Origin of the sequence: Streptomyces sp. NPDC052043 (assembly GCF_044548235.1) — a bacterium.
Lineage (GTDB): Bacteria > Actinomycetota > Actinomycetes > Streptomycetales > Streptomycetaceae > Streptomyces.
The window spans coordinates 65,791-82,508 of the sequence record NZ_JBIUBT010000012.1 but is presented as its reverse complement, the minus strand read 5'-3'; the positions used below and the strand labels follow the sequence as shown (position 1 = coordinate 82,508).

Here is a 16,718-nt window from a genome sequence, read left to right as displayed (position 1 = left end):
CGAATTCCCACTCTTCGCTGACTCTTGCGGTCTTTTTCCGGCACTTGTTCGAGACAGCGGGCGGAACCGGTCGTCCCGCTACCTCGACGGCGGCGGCCCCTCCAGGGGCCGCCCGAGAACGCCGGGGCGCCGCTGCCACGGGCGCGGTCCGGCGGGCGGCCGGTAGCGGACTCCCAGGGCGTCCAGGCGCCCGTAGTGGGCGGTCATCCGCCGCTCGAAACCCGCGAAGTCCCGTTCCGCCGGGGCGGGCAGGGCGCTCCAGGCGACCTCGGCGAACGCGGCCAGCCGGGGGAACACCTGGTAGTCCACGCGGGCCTGATCCTCCATCACCTCGGTCCACACGTTGGCCTGCGTGCCCAGCACCCGGCGGGCCTGCGCCGCGTCCAGCTCCGGGGGTACCGGCTCGAACCGGTAGACGTCCTCCAGGGTCCGCACGAAGCCGATCGGCACGGGCTCGTCCTCGCCCGGGGCCTGGCGGTGGTCCAGGTACACCTGCTGCTCGGGGCACATGACGACGTCGTGACCCGCCCGCGCGGCGGCGATCCCGCCCGCGTACCCGCGCCAGGACGACACCGCGGCCCCCGCCGCCAGGCCGCCCTCCAGGATCTCGTCCCAGCCGATGAGCCGGCGCCCGCGCGCGGCGAGCCAGGCGTCGAAGTGGCCGACGAACCAGGCCTGGAGTTCGTCCTCGCCGGCCAGTCCGAGTTCCGCGATGCGCGCCTGCGCGGCCGGCGAGGCCCGCCACTGCTCCTTGGGGCACTCGTCGCCGCCGATGTGGACAAACGCCGAAAACGCAGAGAACGCTGAGAACGCTGAGAACGCTGAGAACGCTGCGGACCCCGAGAACCCCGCGGACCCCGCGGACCCCCCGGATCCGGTGTTCGCCACGGCGTCCACGGGGAACAGGTCGAGCAGTTCCTCGAAGACGCCCTCGTAGAAGCGCAGGGTGGTGTCGGTGGGGGCGAGGACGTTCGGACTGACCCCCCAGTCGTCCCAGACGGTGAGGGCGGCGGTGTCGACGACGTCGGTGTTGCCGAGTTCCGGGTACGCGGCGATGGCGGCCTGCGAGTGCCCGGGGACGTCTATCTCGGGGACGACGGCGATGTGCCGCTCGGCGGCGTAGGCGACGATCTCCCGGATGTCGTCCTGGGTGTAGTGACCGCCGTGCGGTTTGTCCTCCCACAGCGGGGACGCCCGGTGGCCGAATCTCGTCCGCGCCCGCCAGGAACCGACCTCCGTCAGCCTCGGGTACCGCTTGATCTCGACGCGCCAGCCCTGGTCGTCCGTCAGGTGGAAGTGCAGCACGTTGAGTTTGTGCGCGGCCATCAGGTCGAGGTAGCGCAGGACGCCGTCCTTCGGCATGAAGTGGCGGGCCACGTCGAGCATCAGACCGCGCCAGCGGAAGCGGGGGGCGTCCTCGATCACGCCCGCCGGGACCGCGTGGGCGGCGTCCGGCCGCAGGGGGGCGCGCCGGAAGGCGTCGGGGCCGAGCAGCTGGCGCAGGGTCTGCGCACCCCAGAAGACCCCGGCCGGGGAGCCGCCGCGGATCTCGACGCCCCGGCCGGGCACGGCGGCGAGCCGGTACCCCTCGGGCTCCAGGGAGTCGTCCAGGCGCAGCCGTACGGAGTCCGGGTCGTCCTCGGCGCCGGGCGCGAGGGGCAGGCCGAGGGCCGCGCCGAGCGTGCCGCGCAGCCAGCGTTCCGTGCCGCCGGTGCCCTCGGCGGCCCACAGGGTGGTGCCCCGGTCGAGGGGGACGGCGCGGTCCGGGAGGCCGGCCACGGCGCGCGGGGCCGGAATCACGTCGGTCATGCCCCCATGGGTAGCGGCGGCCGCGACACGGCGCAACGCCCGTTGCACATGGTGCACCGGCCGCCCCACGACACAGGCCCCCGAGGCGCGCCAGACGCGCCTCGGGGGCCCTGCGAGTCTCTGCCGAGCGGGCAGCGGGTTACTTCTTCTTGTCGTCGCCGCCCTCGCCGCCGCCGGTCATGGATTCGTAGATCTCCTTGCACAGCGGGCAGACGGGGTACTTCTTCGGGTCACGGCCCGGCACCCACACCTTGCCGCACAGCGCCACGACGGGCGTACCGTCGAGGGCGCTCGCCATGATCTTGTCCTTCTGGACGTAGTGGGCGAAGCGCTCGTGGTCGCCGTCGCCGTGGGACACCTGCGGCGTCGGCTCGACGAGGGTACCCGTACCAGTGCCGCGCTCGGGCTCGAGAGTGCTCATACGGCAAGGGTACTGAAGGCGCCGCGCATCAGTTGAGCGAAGGGTCGTCCGGATATGTGGCGACCATCGCCAGTTCGTTGCGCTGGCGGCGCAGCACCTCGCGCCACAGTTTCTCGGGGGCCGGTGAGGACACGTCGCCGGGTTCCGACTCGACGACGTACCAGGCACCCTCCGCCAGCTCGTCCTCCAGCTGGCCGGGTCCCCAGCCGGCGTATCCGGCGAAGATCCGCAGTGAGCCGAGGGCGGAGGCCAGCAGCTCGGGCGGTGCCTCCAGGTCGACGAGACCGATCGCGCCGTGCACCCGGCGCCAGCCCAGCGGGGCGCCTTCGCCGGAGCCGCCGGGGATGACGGCGACGCCGAGTGCGGAGTCCAGCGACACCGGGCCGCCCTGGAAGACGACGCCGGGCTCCCCGGCGAGGTCCGCCCACCCCTCCAGGATGTCGCCCACGTCCACGGGGGTGGGACGGTTGAGGACGACACCGAGGGAGCCCTCCTCGTCGTGGTCGAGAAGGAGCACCACCGCACGGTCGAAGTTCGGGTCCGCCAGGGCGGGCGTGGCCACGAGCAGCCGCCCTGTGAGCGAGGACACCTCGGTCATGCCAGACATGATCCCGCATCTTCCCCGCGCATGGGGAGCCAATCCGGCTACGGGGGTGAGCGCAGCTCAGGGGACACCGAAGCGTCACCGGCGCACGGCGTGTGCGGTGACCGCACGTGCCCGGTGCTCAACGGGGCGTGTTGGTGCGGTGTGGTAGGCCAACCCGGGCCGCCGACGGGCTTTCTGAAGGGGGGCGCATGGCGATTACCCTGTCTCTCCGGCCCCCTCCGAAATGATCGGCCGGCTCCTGCCCACCTCATCGGAACGCGAGATACATGACCGTCAACGGCACTGATGACGTACTGCTTGTCCATGGCGGAACCCCGCTGGAGGGTGAGATCCGTGTCCGCGGTGCGAAGAACCTCGTACCGAAGGCCATGGTCGCCGCCCTGCTGGGCGGTGAGCCAAGTCGCCTCCGCAACGTTCCGGACATCCGTGACGTGCGTGTCGTCCGCGGTCTGCTGCAACTGCACGGGGTGACGGTCCGTCCGGGTGACGAACCCGGTGAGCTGGTGCTCGACCCGACCCGCGTGGAGAGCGCGAACGTCGCCGACATCGACGCCCACGCGGGCTCCTCGCGCATTCCCATCCTGTTCTGCGGGCCGCTGCTGCACCGGCTGGGCCACGCGTTCATCCCCGGCCTGGGCGGCTGCGACATCGGCGGCCGGCCCATCGACTTCCACTTCGACGTGCTGCGGCAGTTCGGCGCGGTCATCGAGAAGCGGGCCGACGGGCAGTACCTGGAGGCCCCGCAGCGGCTGCGCGGGACGAAGATCCGGCTGCCGTACCCGTCCGTCGGCGCGACCGAGCAGGTGCTGCTGACGGCCGTGCTGGCCGAGGGTGTCACCGAGCTGTCCAACGCGGCCGTCGAGCCGGAGATCGAGGACCTGATCTGCGTTCTGCAGAAGATGGGCGCGATCATCGCGATGGACACCGACCGCACCATCAGGATCACGGGTGTGGAGAAGCTCGGCGGCTACGACCACCGGGCCCTGTCGGACCGGCTGGAGGCCGCGTCCTGGGCGTCGGCGGCGCTGGCGACCGAGGGCGACATCTACGTCCGCGGCGCCCAGCAGCGGTCGATGATGACCTTCCTGAACACCTACCGGAAGGTGGGTGGCGCGTTCCGGATCGACGACGAGGGCATCCGCTTCTGGCACCCGGGCGGCCAGCTGAAGTCCATCGCGCTGGAGACGGACGTGCACCCCGGTTTCCAGACCGACTGGCAGCAGCCGCTGGTGGTCGCCCTGACCCAGGCCACGGGCCTGTCGATCATCCACGAGACGGTGTACGAGTCGCGGCTGGGCTTCACCTCCGCGCTCAACCAGATGGGTGCCCACATCCAGCTCTACCGCGAGTGCCTGGGCGGCTCCGACTGCCGCTTCGGGCAGCGCAACTTCCTGCACTCGGCCGTGGTGTCGGGACCGACCCGGCTCCAGGGAGCCGACCTGGTCATCCCCGACCTGCGCGGCGGCTTCTCCTACCTGATCGCGGCCCTCGCCGCCCAGGGCACCTCCCGCGTCCACGGCATCGACCTGATCAACCGCGGCTACGAGAACTTCATGGAGAAGCTCGTGGAGCTGGGCGCCAAGGTGGAGCTCCCGGGCCAGGCCCTGGGCTGACCGAGCCCTCCCCCGCCGGGCCGGGCCCTGGGCTGATCCGCGCCCCCCGGCGGGCGCCGGGGGGCGCGTACGACGTTGGGGCGGCCCCCGGTGAGGGGACCGCCCCAAGGGCGTCGTGGTGGCCTGGAAGGACCGGCCTACAGCGCCTCGTACGCCGTCCCATGGCGTACGGACGCCGAGGTCACTTGCCCTTGGCCGCTTCCTTGAGCTTGCTGCCCGCGGAGACCTTCACGCTGTAGCCGGCCGGGATCTGGATCGGCTCGCCGGTCTGCGGGTTGCGAGCGGTGCGAGCGGCACGGTGGGTGCGCTCGAAGGTCAGGAAACCAGGGATGGTGACCTTCTCGTCCCCCTTGGAGACGATGTCGCCGACGACGTCGGCGAACGCGGCCAGCACGGCGTCGGCGTCCTTGCGGGTCACCTCGGCGCGGTCGGCCAGCGCGGCCACCAGCTCACTGCGGTTCATGTTGTTACTCCCGTGTTCTTCTTGCCGTTGCGGCGAGGCCGCATGTTGGGCACAGCGAAGCCGATGCTGCCAGGGTCCTCGGTGAGTCCCCGGACCCGGGTCCGTCGCCGAACCCTCGCGCCCAGGGAGGCATCCTGCCCCCACCTGCGGCGCGAATGCCAATCCAGCACCCATAGGAGTCGTGAGAACACCCTTGGGAGTCACACGAAGAGATGCCCGAGCCTGGCCGTCACGATAGGGCCGCACCGGCGGCGTGGTGCCACGACGCGCCGGTTTCGCGGCGCGTCGTGGCCATCCTCACGCCGTTGCCGCAGTCTTCGCGGCCGCCTCCCGGACCGCCCCGGCGACCGCGCCGGCGACCTTCTCGTTGAAGACGCTCGGAATGATGTAGTTCGGGTTCAGCTCGTCCCCGGTGACCACGTCGGCGAGGGCCTGCGCGGCGGCCAGCATCATCTCCGTGTTGACGGTACGGGACTGCGCGTCCAGCAGGCCGCGGAAGACACCCGGGAAGACCAGCACGTTGTTGATCTGGTTGGGGAAGTCGGAGCGGCCGGTGGCCACAACCGCCGCTGTCTGACGGGCGATTGCCGGGTCGACCTCGGGGTCGGGGTTCGCGAGCGCGAACACGATCGCACCCTCCGCCATGGCGGCCACGTCGTCGCCGTCGAGCACGTTGGGCGCCGAGACGCCGATGAAGACGTCCGCGCCGTGCACGGCCTCCTTCAGCGTGCCGGTCAGGCCCTCCGGGTTGGTGTTGTCCGCGATCCAGCGCAGCGGGGAGTCCGGGGCGGCCCCGACCAGGTCCTCACGGCCGGCGTGCACCACACCGTGGATGTCGGCGACGACGGCGTTCTTCACACCCGCGGCGAGCAGCAGGCGCAGGATCGCCGTACCGGCGGCGCCGGCGCCGGACATCACCACGCGCACGCTGTCGATCGACTTGTCGACCACGCGCAGCGCGTTGGTCAGCGCGGAGAGCACGACGATCGCGGTGCCGTGCTGGTCGTCGTGGAAGACGGGGATGTCGAGGGCCTCGCGCAGCCGGGCCTCGATCTCGAAGCAGCGGGGCGCGGAGATGTCCTCCAGGTTGATGCCCGCGAAGCCGGGGGCGATCGCCTTGACGATCTCGACGATCGCGTCGCTGTCCTGGGTGTCCAGGCAGATCGGCCAGGCGTCGATGCCGGCGAAGCGCTTGAAGAGGGCCGCCTTGCCCTCCATGACCGGCAGGGCGGCCTTCGGGCCGATGTTGCCCAGGCCGAGCACGGCCGAGCCGTCCGTCACGACCGCAACGGAGTTGCGCTTGATGGTCAGGCGCCGAGCGTCCTCGGGGTTCTCCGCGATCGCCATGCACACGCGGGCCACGCCGGGGGTGTAGACCATGGACAGGTCGTCACGGTTGCGGATGGGGTGCTTGGACGCCATCTCGATCTTGCCGCCGAGGTGCATGAGGAACGTACGGTCCGAGACCTTGCCCAGCGTGACGCCCTCGATGCCGCGCAGCTTCTCGACGATCTCCTCGGCGTGGGACGTCGAGGTGGCCGCGATGGTGACGTCGATCCGGAGCCTCTCGTGGCCCGACGCGGTGACGTCGAGGCCGGTCACCGACCCTCCGGAGGACTCCACGGCCGTGGTGAGCTGCGATACGGCGGTTCCGCCCGCCGGCACCTCCAGACGGATGGTCATCGAGTAGGAGACGCTGGGCGCCGTTGCCATGGCCGACTTCCTCTGCTTTCACCGTGTCGCGAAGTTCTGCCGTCCGATCGTCGCACCTACCCCCGGGTACGCGGTAGCCGCCCCTGATTGCGGACGTAGTGTTCACCGGGAGGTGTCGTTTTCGGAAAGTGAATTCCACCATACGAGAATCGGTGCGGTCACGGAAGACGCAGGGGCGGCGGGGAACGACAAAAGAGGCTCACGTCACATCGTGACGTGAGCCTCTTGGAAGTTTGACGACACCGACCCGCCATGCTCGCCTCGCGGCAAGTGGTCGCTCGTAGCGACAAAGGTTGGGCCCGGGGGCTTGGATCGGGCCGGTGCCGTGTCCAGGCTAACAAACGGATGGCTTGTGGCCATTCCCGTCGCAGCGGTTACTCCCGGATTCAGTCCCGCAGCAGATCCGGCACCCCGGCCCCGTCCGGCTCGTCCCGCTCGCCGGAGACCACCGTGAGCTGCTGGGTGGCCCTGGTCAGAGCGACGTACAGGACCCGCAGGCCGGCCGGGGACTCGTCCGCGATCTCCGCGGGCGAGACGACGATCGTCGCGTCGTACTCCAGGCCCTTGGCCTCCAGGCTGCCGAGGGCCACCACACGGTCGCCGAGCCCGGCCAGCCAGCGCCGGGCCTCCTCGCGCCGGTTCATGGCGACGACCACGCCGACCGTGCCGTCCACCAGGTCCAGCAGCCGTTCGGCCTCCGCCCGCACGGTCTTCTCCACGGAGCCCCGGACGACGGCGAAGCGCGGCTCCACGCCGGTGGAGCGCACGGCCCTCGGCGCGGTGGAGCCGGGCATGGCCAGGGCGAGGACCCTGGAGGACAGCTCGGCGATCTCCGCCGGGTTGCGGTAGTTCACGGTCAGCTCGAAGCGGCGGCGCGGCCGGGTGCCCAGGGCCTCGTCGCGGGCCTCGGCCGCCTCGTCCGGGTCGGACCAGGAGGACTGTGCGGGGTCGCCGACGACCGTCCAGGTGGCGTGCCGACCGCGGCGGCCGACCATCCGCCACTGCATGGGCGTGAGGTCCTGCGCCTCGTCCACGATGACGTGCGCGTACTCGGTGCGCTCCTGCGCCAGTCGCTCCGCCCGCTCCCGCTGCGACTCCTCGCGCACCGGCATCAGCTCCTCGAGGCCGGTGAGCTGGTCCAGCGGATCCAGTTCGCGCTTGCGGCGCGGGCGGGCCGGGGTGCCGAGGATCGCCTGGAGCTCGTCGAGCAGGGCGACGTCGTGCACCGAGTGGCCGCCGCGCCGCAGCGAGCGGGCCACCCGGCGCACCTCCCCCGGGTTGAGGATCCGGCGCGCCCAGCGGCCCAGCCGCCGCTCGTCGGCCATCGCGGTGAGCACCGCGGACGGGGTCAGCTCGGGCCACCAGGCGTCGAGGAAGGCCACGAAGGAGTCCTCGCCGGTGACGTCCTCGTCGAAGGAGGAGCGCAGCTCGGCGGCGAGTTCCGGGTCGGTGTGCCGGCCGGCGGCGCCCGACTTCTCCCACAGGGCGTCCAGGAGCAGCTTGCGGGCGCGCGGGCGCAGCAGGTTGACCGGCGCGGTGCCGCCGAGGGCGGTGCGCCGGACGTGGTCGAGCTCCTCGGCCTCCAGTTCCAGCCGGCGGCCGAAGGCGACGACCCGCAGCCGGTCCGGTGCGCCGTTCTGTTCCAGCGCGCCCCGTGCCGCCTTGCGCAGCACCTTCAGCATCCGGTACGAGCCCTTGGCCCGCGCCACCGCCGGAGCGTCGTACAGCGTGGCCTCGGTGCCGTCGACGAGCGAGCCGATCGCCCGGATGGCGACCTGGCCCTCCTCGCCGAGCGAGGGCAGCACACCCTCGGTGTAGGCCACGAGCAGCGGTGTCGGGGAGACGATCAGGATGCCGCCCGCATAGCGGCGCCGGTCCTGGTAGAGCAGGTAGGCCGCCCGGTGCAGGGCGACCGCCGTCTTCCCCGTCCCCGGGCCGCCCTCGACGTACGTCACCGAGGCGGCGGGGGCGCGGATGACCAGGTCCTGCTCGGCCTGGATGGAGGAGACGATGTCCCGCATGGTGTGGCTGCGGGCCCGGCCGAGCGCGGCCATCAGCGCGCCGTCGCCGATCGCGGGCAGCTCGTGGCCGTCGAGGAAGGCCTTCAGCTCCGGGCGCATCAGGTCGTCCTCGACCCCGAGCACACGCCGCCCCTTGGAGCGGATGACCCGCCGGCGTACGACGCGGCCGGGGTCGACCGGGGTGGAGCGGTAGAACGGGGCCGCGGCCGGTGCCCGCCAGTCGATGACCAGCGGGGCGTAGTCCTCGTCGAGGACGCCGATGCGGCCGATGTGCAGGGTCTCGGCGATGTCCGCCGTGCCGTCCCCGCGGACCGCGCCCTCGGCCGGCTCCACCGCGGTGTACGCGCCGTCCGGGCCCTTCCTGCCGTCCTTGCCGAGCAGCAGGTCGATCCGGCCGAAGAGGAAGTCCTCGAACTCGTTGTTCAGCCGGTTGAGGTGGACGCCCGCCCGGAAGACCTGCGCGTCCCGCTCGGCCATCGCGCCGGGTGTGCCCACCTGGCCGCGCTGGGCGGCGTCGCGCATGAGGAACTCGGCCTCGTGGATCTTCTCCTCGAGGCGGCGGTACACCCGGTCCAGGTGCTGCTGTTCCACACCGATCTCACGGTCCCGTACGGAGTCGTGCGCCGCTTCGTGCGCTGCGCCGTGGACCGATCCGACCGCGGAATCCTGTTGAGCCTGTGCGGCCACCGGGCCCCCTTCTGACGTGCTGGGCAGCCGTCAACCGTACGCGAAGGGGGCCCGCTCACGGAAGTTACGCGGGCACCTCGACGAGTCGCTGACCGTCGAAGGTCATCACTTCGAAGTGGTCGATCTGGTTCGGCTCCAGGGCCGAGCCGCCGCGGACGTAGAGGGGGTTCTTCGCCTCTTCCGTCTTCGCGTTCGGGACGCCGTAGCCCCACTTCGGGACGGACCAGGACGTGACCGTCTCGCGCTCGCCGTTCTTGCCGACGGCGACGAGCGAGCACTTCTGCGGGCCGGTGACGTTGTTCAGCTCGAGAACGGTGTTCGTGCCCCAGTCCTTCTTCTCGACGGCGACCGTCGCGGTGACCTTCGTCGTCGGGTCCGTCGCCGTGACCTTGTCGGGCATCGACTCGAAGGCGGACCGCGCGGGGCTCACGGCCACCGTGGTGTTGTTGTCACCGCCGTCCGAGCCGCTCACCGCGAACACGGTCAGCGGGCTGCCGATGATCAGCGCTGCCGCCGCCGCGACCAGATAGAAGCCGCGCCGGCGCTTCTGGGCGCGGCGTTCGGCGACCTCGTCGACGAGCTTCTCCACCAGGCGCGGGCCGGGCTTGGCCGACAGGGACTCGCCGACCACCTCGGGTGTGCCGGAGCCCGGCAGGTCCGCGAGCGCGGCCAGCATCGGCTCCATCCCGGCCAGCTCGTCGAGCTGCTGGGCGCACCACTCGCAGCCGGCGAGGTGCGTCTCGAAAGCGGTTGCCTCGGCGTCGTCGAGAATCCCGAGGGCGTAGGCGCCGACGGTCTCGTGCTCGTTCGGAGCCGGGGTTCCCTGCATGGCCCCAGACATACCCGCACCACCCGTTCCGAATCCCCCGTACCTGCTCATCACGCCGTCACCCCCCGCTCCTCCAGCGCCAGCTTCATCGACCGCAGGGCGTAGAACACCCGTGAGCGGACGGTGCCGCTGGGTATGCCGAGCGTCTCGGCCGCCTCGTTGACGGTACGCCCTTTGAAGTACGTCTCGACGAGCACCTCCCGGTGAGCCGGGGTCAGGTCGTCGAGCGCGTCCGACAGCGTCATCAGCCACAGCGCCTTGTCGATCTCGTCCTCCGCGGGGATGACCTCCAGCGGCGACGGATCGACCTCCTGCGGCCGGGCCTGCCGGCTGCGGTGGTTGTCGATGACGATGCGTCGGGCGACCGTCACCAGCCAGGGGCGTACCGAACCGGTCGCTCGATTGAGCTGGCCGGCGTTCTTCCAGGCACGGATGAGCGTCTCCTGCACCACGTCCTCGGCGCGCTGCCGGTCTCCGGCCACCAGCCGCAGGACATACGCGAGGAGAGGTCCGGCGTGCTCGCGATAGAGCGCACGCATCAACTCCTCATCAGGTTCCGAGGACTGGGACATGCGATGTCGGGCCCTCGATCCACGTTCATTGGCCACGGCCGCATCCTTGCGCACGCCCACCTCCGGTGTCCGGGGCTTCCCCCCAGTCGGTCGCTCGCCGACGGGTACGGATGCCGGGCACACCGTGTTCAAAACCGGCCGACGGATTTCCGTGGGGTGATGTGACGAGGGAGGACATGGGCGCACATTCCCCCCGCGTGGCCTTCACATTTCCGACACAGACACGAAGATGCGTGCGCTGCCCGCTCCGAGTGAAGACCAAACGGGGTGTTACGGAAATCACTTCGCCACCGGACTCACACAACCGGCAAATCGGCTGCGGGAGTTACCACCCCCACCCCCTCTACGCCCTTGAGTGGGCGGTGCGGCGGCGGTGGCGGGCCACCCGTTCGCGGTTCCCGCAGACCTCACTGGAACACCAGCGCCTCCTGCGCCCGCGGGACGTGTCCAGGTACACGATCGGGCAGTTGTCGCCCTCGCACTGGCGCAGGCCCGCCCGGGCCACCGGGTCGGTGAGCAACTCCACGGCGTCCCGGGCGATGACCGCGAGCAGGGCGGCGCACTCGGGCGGCCCCGCCAACTCCCGTACCAAAGCTCCGTCTTCGCCCCGTACTGCGCGGGGTGCGGGCGGCGCGGTGCGAGCGACGTCGTTGACGCGGGCGAGCGCGGGATCGTACGCCCGGGGCTCGATGGCGAGATACCCACGGACCAACTTCCCCACATTTCCCCGTAGTTCCCGAAAACCGGCGAGCCAGGAGGCGTCCGCGTGCGCCAGCGGGGAGCCTGGCGGCACCAGCCCCGAGCCGATGATCCACGCGCGCAGGGGCGCGACGGCGTCCAGCCGTTCCTCGGGGTGGGTGGTGGAGAGGAGATCCAGGCAGACCCGCCCGGCGTCGAACCTCAGCTCGTACGGGGCCGTGGCCGCAGCCAGTGCCATGTGCCTGTCACCGCCTAGGCTCACCCCGGCCGGCAGGCCTCACCGGGGCATCGTCGGAGGCCGGAAAACCGCTTCCCTCCCACAGTGCCCGCCCACCGGCCGGACCGGTAGCCCCCGGGCGGTCCGCCTCCGGTGTCCGGCCGGGGCGCCCTACTGGGGGTGGTACGGACCCGGCGGCTGCGGCGGGGTGTACGGCCCCGGCGGGGGGTACGCCTGCGGGTGAGGCGCCTGGGGGGCGGCGTACGGACCGCTCGAGTACGGCTGACCGTAGGGCCCGTTGTTGTACGGCCCGTTGTTGTACGCCCCGTTGTTGTACGGCCCATGACCGTACGGCCCCGCCTGCGCCGCCTGCCCCGCAACCTGCGCGCCTGACGGCAGATACCGGACCCGTCCGTCCTCCTGCGTCACCGGCACGAACCCCGCGGCCCCGAGCCGTGCCGCGAACTTGGCGTGGCGCTTGCGCGTGACGAGGACTCCGATGCCGAGAAGCACCATCGCCCCGGCCCACACACTCGCGGCGACGAGGAAGGCGGACGCATCGGCACCGAGCCGCACCGCGAGGATGACGCACCCGACGGTTACGCCCAGAGCTCCGTACACCATGCGCTTCTCAGCGCTCTTGTCGGTGAGGTCGAAGTTGATGCGCGCCTTGAGGAGTTCCAGCGCGTCCGGCACGAGCGGCGGCAGCGACACCCCGTCCCCGGCGTTCGGATACTGCGCCCAGTTCTGCGCGGCCCGCGCCTGGGCCTGCGGACCGGGGTCGGGCACGAGCAGCAGCGTGAGCACGTTGTTCCGTCCCCCGGAAAGGCGCGCGTCCGCGTACTCGTACCCGAACTGCTGGGCCACGAAGGAGAGTTTCGCGGCCTTCTTCACCGATCCCATGGGAATGGTCAGCTCGACGGGCTGCCCCTGCCGCACCAGTTCCAGCATCTTCCGAACCTGCTGCTTACTCACCACGCCCCCTTTTTCGTCTCTTCACCGTTGCTCAGCGGTTGACGGCCTGGATCTCCTGGACCGTGACGTCCTGGGTGTCGCCGAACGTGCCCTCGGGCAGATCGCCGCCCGCGCCGCCGGTGCCCGTCCAGTGGATCTTCCAGGTGATCGTGGCCCTCAACCGGTAGGAACCGTCACCCGACGACCGCAGGTACCTGACCCCGCAGGGCGGCGTCCGGTCGGCCTTCCCCTTGGCGTACGCCTCCCCGATACGGCCACCGTTGATCGCGCAGACCCCCGAGGCGGGGTAGGTCTCGGCGTCCGCCGTGCCGGGGTCGATCCTCAACGAGACCGGCTCGGCGGTCGTCGTCGCGGACATGTTCAGCACCGGAACCGAAGCCGTCACGGACACGGGCCTGAACCGCGCCCCGTCCAGCCACGCCCAGGTCGGCAGATTCACCTTGGTCGCCCCCGCGGGCGCGAGGGTCACCTCGGTACCGGGGACCCGGATCTCGTTGTAGGCGAGTTCGGCGAGGATCTGGGGGGTCACGGCGTTTTCGATGTTCGCGGGTGGAGCAGCGCCCCGATCAACCCAGAAGATCGGCTCATCACACTTGTCCCACCCCGGCGGGAAGTCCCTGTTGACGTACGAGTCCCACCAGTAGCCCTTGCCGGCCTTGTCCTTGTTGAAGTCCTTGTACGGGTGTCCGTCGACGTACCGGTCACGCTGCTGGGCGTCCCACTCGGGCCCGGTGGACTCGGCCTCCCAGATCGGCTCCAGGTACTTCTGCAGTTGCCCCGGCGTGTATTTGGGGGCATACCAGCAGGCGGGCGGGGTCCAGGAGGTAACCGGCGCGACCGGTCCCACGGAGCTGCCGGTCCCGTTCTTGGAACGATCGAAAACAATGCCACCGGCCGTCGCGGAGATCGTGTCACCGTCGGCTCCGCCCGAAGGTCCCTCCCCTGAGGACGGAGTCCGGGCACCGCCGCCGATCTTGTTGTCCGCCAGGGCAGGAGAAGCACCTGCGAAGGTCGATGTAATCAGGGCCAGCACAAGCAGTCCCCGTAGGCGCCGCTTCACGGCTGGCACTTGGCACTCCCCCGCTGCGAGGCAAGCTTCTCGATGGTCCAGACACCCTTGTCGTTCCGGTGCAGCCGAGTGCTGTACAGCACGTAGCTGTTCTTGGTGACGGGGGTCTTGTCGACCTTCTTCGACTTCAGGTACAGGTCGTACGCTTTGCCCTGATCCTCACAGTAGAGAAGGGACGCGCTGTTGGAGCCGCTGACATCGACTACCGGGTTGTAGTAGCGGTAGCTGCCGGTGGTACGCGCCTCGGCCTTCACGTACGCCTCGATGAACTGCTGCGTCTGCGCGGCAGCCTCGCCCTCGTAGTAGAACCGGTACGCCGCGTCGAGCGGGTTCTGGTTCACGATGGCGAGGTCCACTGACTTGATCGACTGCTCGCTGTCGGCCAGCACGGCGTCCTTGTCCCGGTCTCCCGTCTTCGGCCAGTCAAAGGTGTACGACAGATCCGACGGCAGCTGAATCTTGGGCCGCTCCACCGCCGGAGATGCCGATGCGCTCGGCGAAGCCGAGGTCTCTCCTCCGGTATCCGCGCCCGCGATCTTGTCGTTGGCTTTCGAGCCGCCGGCGTCGCTCCCGCCGCAACCGGCGAGGAGCAGTGCGGTCGCCGTACCGGCGACGGCTGTGGTGAGCAGGCGGGTTGGACGGCGGGTCACAGCAGGCTCCTGGTGGGGCAGGTGGGTTGGGCGAAACAGCCGACACGCTATCGAGACCACCCAAGCCCACACCAGCGCGATGCGCATCCGCCACGTCCGCGCATGAGACGTACGCGAACGGAGCCCGCGCCTCCGCTCACAGCTCACCGCCCCTGCGAGGAAGGCAGGGGCGGTGAGCCGGGCGGGACCGGTTCGTCAGCCGAGTGTGGGCAGGGCCCTGCGTGGGGGGATCGCGTTCAGCAGGTCCGATGCCAGTGGCTCCCCGGTGTCCGCGTCGACGAAGCTGACGCGGACCACGGGGTCGCCGGCGGTGTCGCGGCTGGCGGTGGCGTCCAGGGCGAAGACCACGGACACCGGCCGCGCGTTCTCCCGCGTCCCGTAGACACCCGAGAACAGGAGGATCCGCCAGCCGTCCTCCTCCCAGTGGTCCAGCAGACTCGACCGGACCACCGGGAAGGCGGTCTGCCAGGCGAGGGAGTTCTCCAGCAGCTCGACGCTGGCGGCGACCGGCACCCGGTCGCCGGCCTCGGTGCCGAAGAGCGGATGCCCGAAGACACGCAGCCTCAGCCGGCGCAGCGGCAGCAGCCACCACCGGTCGAGATCGACCGACAGTGCCACCAGGACGGCCGCGGCCACGGCCAGGAACACGAGCGAACCGCCGGGCCGTCCGGTGAGCGTGGACCACCAGGCTCCGTGCGCCACCGCCGCCGTCGCACCGCCCGCGAGCACCAGTGCGGCGCGCACGAACGCGCGCCAGGTGATCGGGGTGTCCTCGTTGGCCGTACAGCCGCAGGAGGACTCCGGTGCCAGCGCCCGGCCGTAGCCGAGATAGCCGAGGAACCCGGCCCCGAGGACGGCGGTGGCCGCGCCCGGCACCGGGTTCGCCGGTACGGCCAGCAGGCCCGCGGCGAGCAGGAGTTCCACGGCGCCGGTGCCGCGCAGCACCAGCGCCGCCCGCTCGCTGCTGCGCAGCATCCGGGCCAGCGCCGTCCTCGGTGCCTGGCGCACGGTGTCCCGGTCGAAGAGCTTGACCGAGCCGGTCCACCCCAGCAGACCAGCGAGGACCAGCGGTACGAGGCCCGTTGTCAGTGAGAGCATCCTTGTCTCCCCTTCTCCTCCTCGGATCCGGCCGTCAGTGCCCGACGGAGATGCGGACGACGTCCACCGCGTTGTCGGACGGCCGCCAGGCCCCGAGCACCTGGGCGCTCTGCCCGATGCGCAGCCGGGACAGGTCCGGGGTGAGCGCGCGGCCCGCGTAGGAGGCGTTCGTCGTGTCCCGGTGGAGGTGGCCGACGATCTCGTGCTGCCCGTGGGAGAAGTGCAGCCGGTCCTTCGCGATGCCGCGGATCGTGGTGTCGATGTTCACGATGTTCACCCACACCGCGTCGGCGGCGACGGTGCCGTCCGGCATCGGTACGCCCCGCGCGTACAGCCCGTCCCCGATCTCGATGTCGCGGGCGGTCGTCGGGCGGACCTTCCAGACGCTGGTGACGTTGGTCATCTGGACCCGGGAGTGGTCGCCGTAGGATCCCGCGACCTCCAGGACACTGCCGGTGATGCCGGTGATCCGGCCCTCCACGAAGGCCGACTTGGGGATCGCCGGGTCGAGCGACGGCTCGGCGGCGAAGGCCGCGTCGGCGTCGAAGCCGCCGAGGGCGGACGCCCCGACGATGGTGGCGCCGCTGAGCGCGGCCGTGGTGAGGAAGCGCCGGCGGCCCAGACCGCCGTTGTCGTTCTTCTGTCGATACGTCATGCCGGAGTCCTCCTCACTCGTAGATGTAGACCGGCAGCATGCCGGAGCTGAGGTTGCCGATCGCCGAGAAGGCGGCCGGGGTCAGGTCCAGGACGCGGTTGGTGCGGCAGGCGCCGTTGCAGCAGGTGGCCTCGCCGCACCAGGACTTGGTGCGCGGTCCGCAGTCGGTGATCGTGATGCAGACGGTGGCGCCGGAGCACTGGTGCCTGACGTTCATCACCGAACCGCAGCCGCGTCTGGGGATGTTCTCGCCGCACAGGTCGGGCCGGGTGATGTCCCAGCACGCCTGTGACGCGTTGGGCCAGGCGCCGTGATGCGCGCTGGACTGGCAGTTGCCGCAGGCGCCGCCGCCCGCGCTACCGCACGGACCCCAGGAGGATCCGCAACAGAACCAGCTCGTTTCACCGGCCCATAGGCTGGTCGATCCGCAAGCCATCGTGCCGTCTCCCTTTGTCGCTGAATGACGCGCGTGAGTGAGCGTGCATCCCCCGTTGTTTTGACGAGTGCATGACAATTTCAGGGTGAGGGTTGTGCGCACAGAGCATCCCCATGATGCGCCCGTCTACGCGCGTTGGCCAGAGCCCCGCAGCACTCCGACTCCGCGGTCTGCGAAGAGACTT

At 70.8% G+C, this 16,718-nt stretch carries 16 protein-coding genes; 1 reads left to right on the top strand and 15 read right to left on the bottom strand.

Annotated features, from left to right (window positions below; genetic code table 11):
* Positions 1 to 78: 78 nt before the first annotated feature.
* The 3 genes from ACIHCX_RS27695 to ACIHCX_RS27685 all read right to left on the bottom strand — a co-directional run bounded on the left by ACIHCX_RS27695 (position 79) and on the right by ACIHCX_RS27685 (position 2,828).
* Positions 79 to 1,809: a beta-N-acetylhexosaminidase gene (locus ACIHCX_RS27695; RefSeq protein ID WP_400034071.1), complete on the bottom strand. Its 1,731-nt coding sequence runs from the start codon at positions 1,807 to 1,809 to the stop codon at positions 79 to 81.
* A gap of 139 nt (positions 1,810 to 1,948) precedes the next feature.
* Positions 1,949 to 2,230, bottom strand: a complete 282-nt coding sequence (locus tag ACIHCX_RS27690) for a DUF3039 domain-containing protein (protein WP_365420505.1) — start codon at positions 2,228 to 2,230, stop codon at positions 1,949 to 1,951.
* Positions 2,231 to 2,258: 28 nt separating this feature from the next.
* Positions 2,259 to 2,828 (bottom strand): YqgE/AlgH family protein, encoded by a 570-nt coding sequence (locus tag ACIHCX_RS27685; RefSeq protein ID WP_400034068.1) that lies wholly within the window; start codon positions 2,826 to 2,828, stop codon positions 2,259 to 2,261.
* A gap of 275 nt (positions 2,829 to 3,103) precedes the next feature.
* Here ACIHCX_RS27685 and murA point away from each other — a divergent pair, with 275 nt between their 5' ends.
* Positions 3,104 to 4,450, top strand: coding sequence for a UDP-N-acetylglucosamine 1-carboxyvinyltransferase (gene murA, locus ACIHCX_RS27680; protein ID WP_400034066.1), 1,347 nt, complete (start codon positions 3,104 to 3,106; stop codon positions 4,448 to 4,450).
* Between the two features lie 181 nt (positions 4,451 to 4,631).
* On the opposite strand, the gene ACIHCX_RS27675 is transcribed toward murA, so the two are convergent.
* From ACIHCX_RS27675 to ACIHCX_RS27620, 12 genes are all read right to left on the bottom strand, one after another.
* Positions 4,632 to 4,913 carry an HU family DNA-binding protein gene (locus ACIHCX_RS27675; protein ID WP_003990598.1) on the bottom strand — a complete coding sequence of 94 codons (282 nt, stop codon included), beginning with the start codon at positions 4,911 to 4,913 and terminating at the stop codon, positions 4,632 to 4,634.
* A 297-nt stretch (positions 4,914 to 5,210) separates the two neighbouring features.
* Complete coding sequence (locus ACIHCX_RS27670; RefSeq protein WP_400034064.1) at positions 5,211 to 6,626, bottom strand: NAD-dependent malic enzyme; 1,416 nt, start codon at positions 6,624 to 6,626, stop codon at positions 5,211 to 5,213.
* Between the two features lie 386 nt (positions 6,627 to 7,012).
* A complete protein-coding gene (locus ACIHCX_RS27665; RefSeq protein ID WP_400034062.1) occupies positions 7,013 to 9,334 on the bottom strand; it encodes a HelD family protein in 2,322 nt (773 codons plus the stop codon).
* Between the two features lie 64 nt (positions 9,335 to 9,398).
* Positions 9,399 to 10,163 carry an anti-sigma factor family protein gene (locus tag ACIHCX_RS27660; RefSeq protein ID WP_400034060.1) on the bottom strand — a complete coding sequence of 255 codons (765 nt, stop codon included), beginning with the start codon at positions 10,161 to 10,163 and terminating at the stop codon, positions 9,399 to 9,401.
* Positions 10,164 to 10,213: 50 nt separating this feature from the next.
* Complete coding sequence (locus ACIHCX_RS27655; RefSeq protein ID WP_400034058.1) at positions 10,214 to 10,735, bottom strand: sigma-70 family RNA polymerase sigma factor; 522 nt, start codon at positions 10,733 to 10,735, stop codon at positions 10,214 to 10,216.
* Between the two features lie 343 nt (positions 10,736 to 11,078).
* Positions 11,079 to 11,672 carry a CGNR zinc finger domain-containing protein gene (locus ACIHCX_RS27650; protein WP_400034056.1) on the bottom strand — a complete coding sequence of 198 codons (594 nt, stop codon included), beginning with the start codon at positions 11,670 to 11,672 and terminating at the stop codon, positions 11,079 to 11,081.
* A gap of 150 nt (positions 11,673 to 11,822) precedes the next feature.
* Positions 11,823 to 12,626, bottom strand: coding sequence for a hypothetical protein (locus ACIHCX_RS27645; RefSeq protein WP_400034054.1), 804 nt, complete (start codon positions 12,624 to 12,626; stop codon positions 11,823 to 11,825).
* A gap of 31 nt (positions 12,627 to 12,657) precedes the next feature.
* Positions 12,658 to 13,695, bottom strand: a complete 1,038-nt coding sequence (locus ACIHCX_RS27640) for a hypothetical protein (protein ID WP_400034052.1) — start codon at positions 13,693 to 13,695, stop codon at positions 12,658 to 12,660.
* Positions 13,683 to 14,345 (bottom strand): hypothetical protein, encoded by a 663-nt coding sequence (locus ACIHCX_RS27635; RefSeq protein WP_400034050.1) that lies wholly within the window; start codon positions 14,343 to 14,345, stop codon positions 13,683 to 13,685. Before ACIHCX_RS27635 ends, ACIHCX_RS27640 begins: the two co-directional genes overlap by 13 nt.
* Before the next feature lie 195 nt (positions 14,346 to 14,540).
* Positions 14,541 to 15,443 carry a MauE/DoxX family redox-associated membrane protein gene (locus ACIHCX_RS27630; protein WP_400034048.1) on the bottom strand — a complete coding sequence of 301 codons (903 nt, stop codon included), beginning with the start codon at positions 15,441 to 15,443 and terminating at the stop codon, positions 14,541 to 14,543.
* Positions 15,444 to 15,477: 34 nt separating this feature from the next.
* Positions 15,478 to 16,098: a cell wall protein gene (locus ACIHCX_RS27625; protein WP_400034046.1), complete on the bottom strand. Its 621-nt coding sequence runs from the start codon at positions 16,096 to 16,098 to the stop codon at positions 15,478 to 15,480.
* Positions 16,099 to 16,111: 13 nt separating this feature from the next.
* On the bottom strand, positions 16,112 to 16,315 hold the full coding sequence (locus ACIHCX_RS27620; protein ID WP_400034044.1) for an RlpA-like double-psi beta-barrel domain-containing protein: 204 nt from the start codon (positions 16,313 to 16,315) through the stop codon (positions 16,112 to 16,114).
* Positions 16,316 to 16,718 lie beyond the last annotated feature (403 nt).

Coding starts and splice junctions, on each gene's coding strand:
- murA (WP_400034066.1), top strand. CDS start 3,104: ATGACCGTCAACGGCACTGATGACGTACTGCTTGTCCATGGCGGAACC.
- ACIHCX_RS27685 (WP_400034068.1), bottom strand. CDS start 2,828: ATGACCGAGGTGTCCTCGCTCACAGGGCGGCTGCTCGTGGCCACGCCC.
- ACIHCX_RS27630 (WP_400034048.1), bottom strand. CDS start 15,443: ATGCTCTCACTGACAACGGGCCTCGTACCGCTGGTCCTCGCTGGTCTG.
- ACIHCX_RS27655 (WP_400034058.1), bottom strand. CDS start 10,735: ATGTCCCAGTCCTCGGAACCTGATGAGGAGTTGATGCGTGCGCTCTAT.
- ACIHCX_RS27650 (WP_400034056.1), bottom strand. CDS start 11,672: ATGGCACTGGCTGCGGCCACGGCCCCGTACGAGCTGAGGTTCGACGCC.
- ACIHCX_RS27620 (WP_400034044.1), bottom strand. CDS start 16,315: ATGAACGTCAGGCACCAGTGCTCCGGCGCCACCGTCTGCATCACGATC.
- ACIHCX_RS27625 (WP_400034046.1), bottom strand. CDS start 16,098: ATGACGTATCGACAGAAGAACGACAACGGCGGTCTGGGCCGCCGGCGC.
- ACIHCX_RS27695 (WP_400034071.1), bottom strand. CDS start 1,809: ATGACCGACGTGATTCCGGCCCCGCGCGCCGTGGCCGGCCTCCCGGAC.
- ACIHCX_RS27660 (WP_400034060.1), bottom strand. CDS start 10,163: ATGCAGGGAACCCCGGCTCCGAACGAGCACGAGACCGTCGGCGCCTAC.
- ACIHCX_RS27670 (WP_400034064.1), bottom strand. CDS start 6,626: ATGGCAACGGCGCCCAGCGTCTCCTACTCGATGACCATCCGTCTGGAG.
- ACIHCX_RS27690 (WP_365420505.1), bottom strand. CDS start 2,230: ATGAGCACTCTCGAGCCCGAGCGCGGCACTGGTACGGGTACCCTCGTC.
- ACIHCX_RS27675 (WP_003990598.1), bottom strand. CDS start 4,913: ATGAACCGCAGTGAGCTGGTGGCCGCGCTGGCCGACCGCGCCGAGGTG.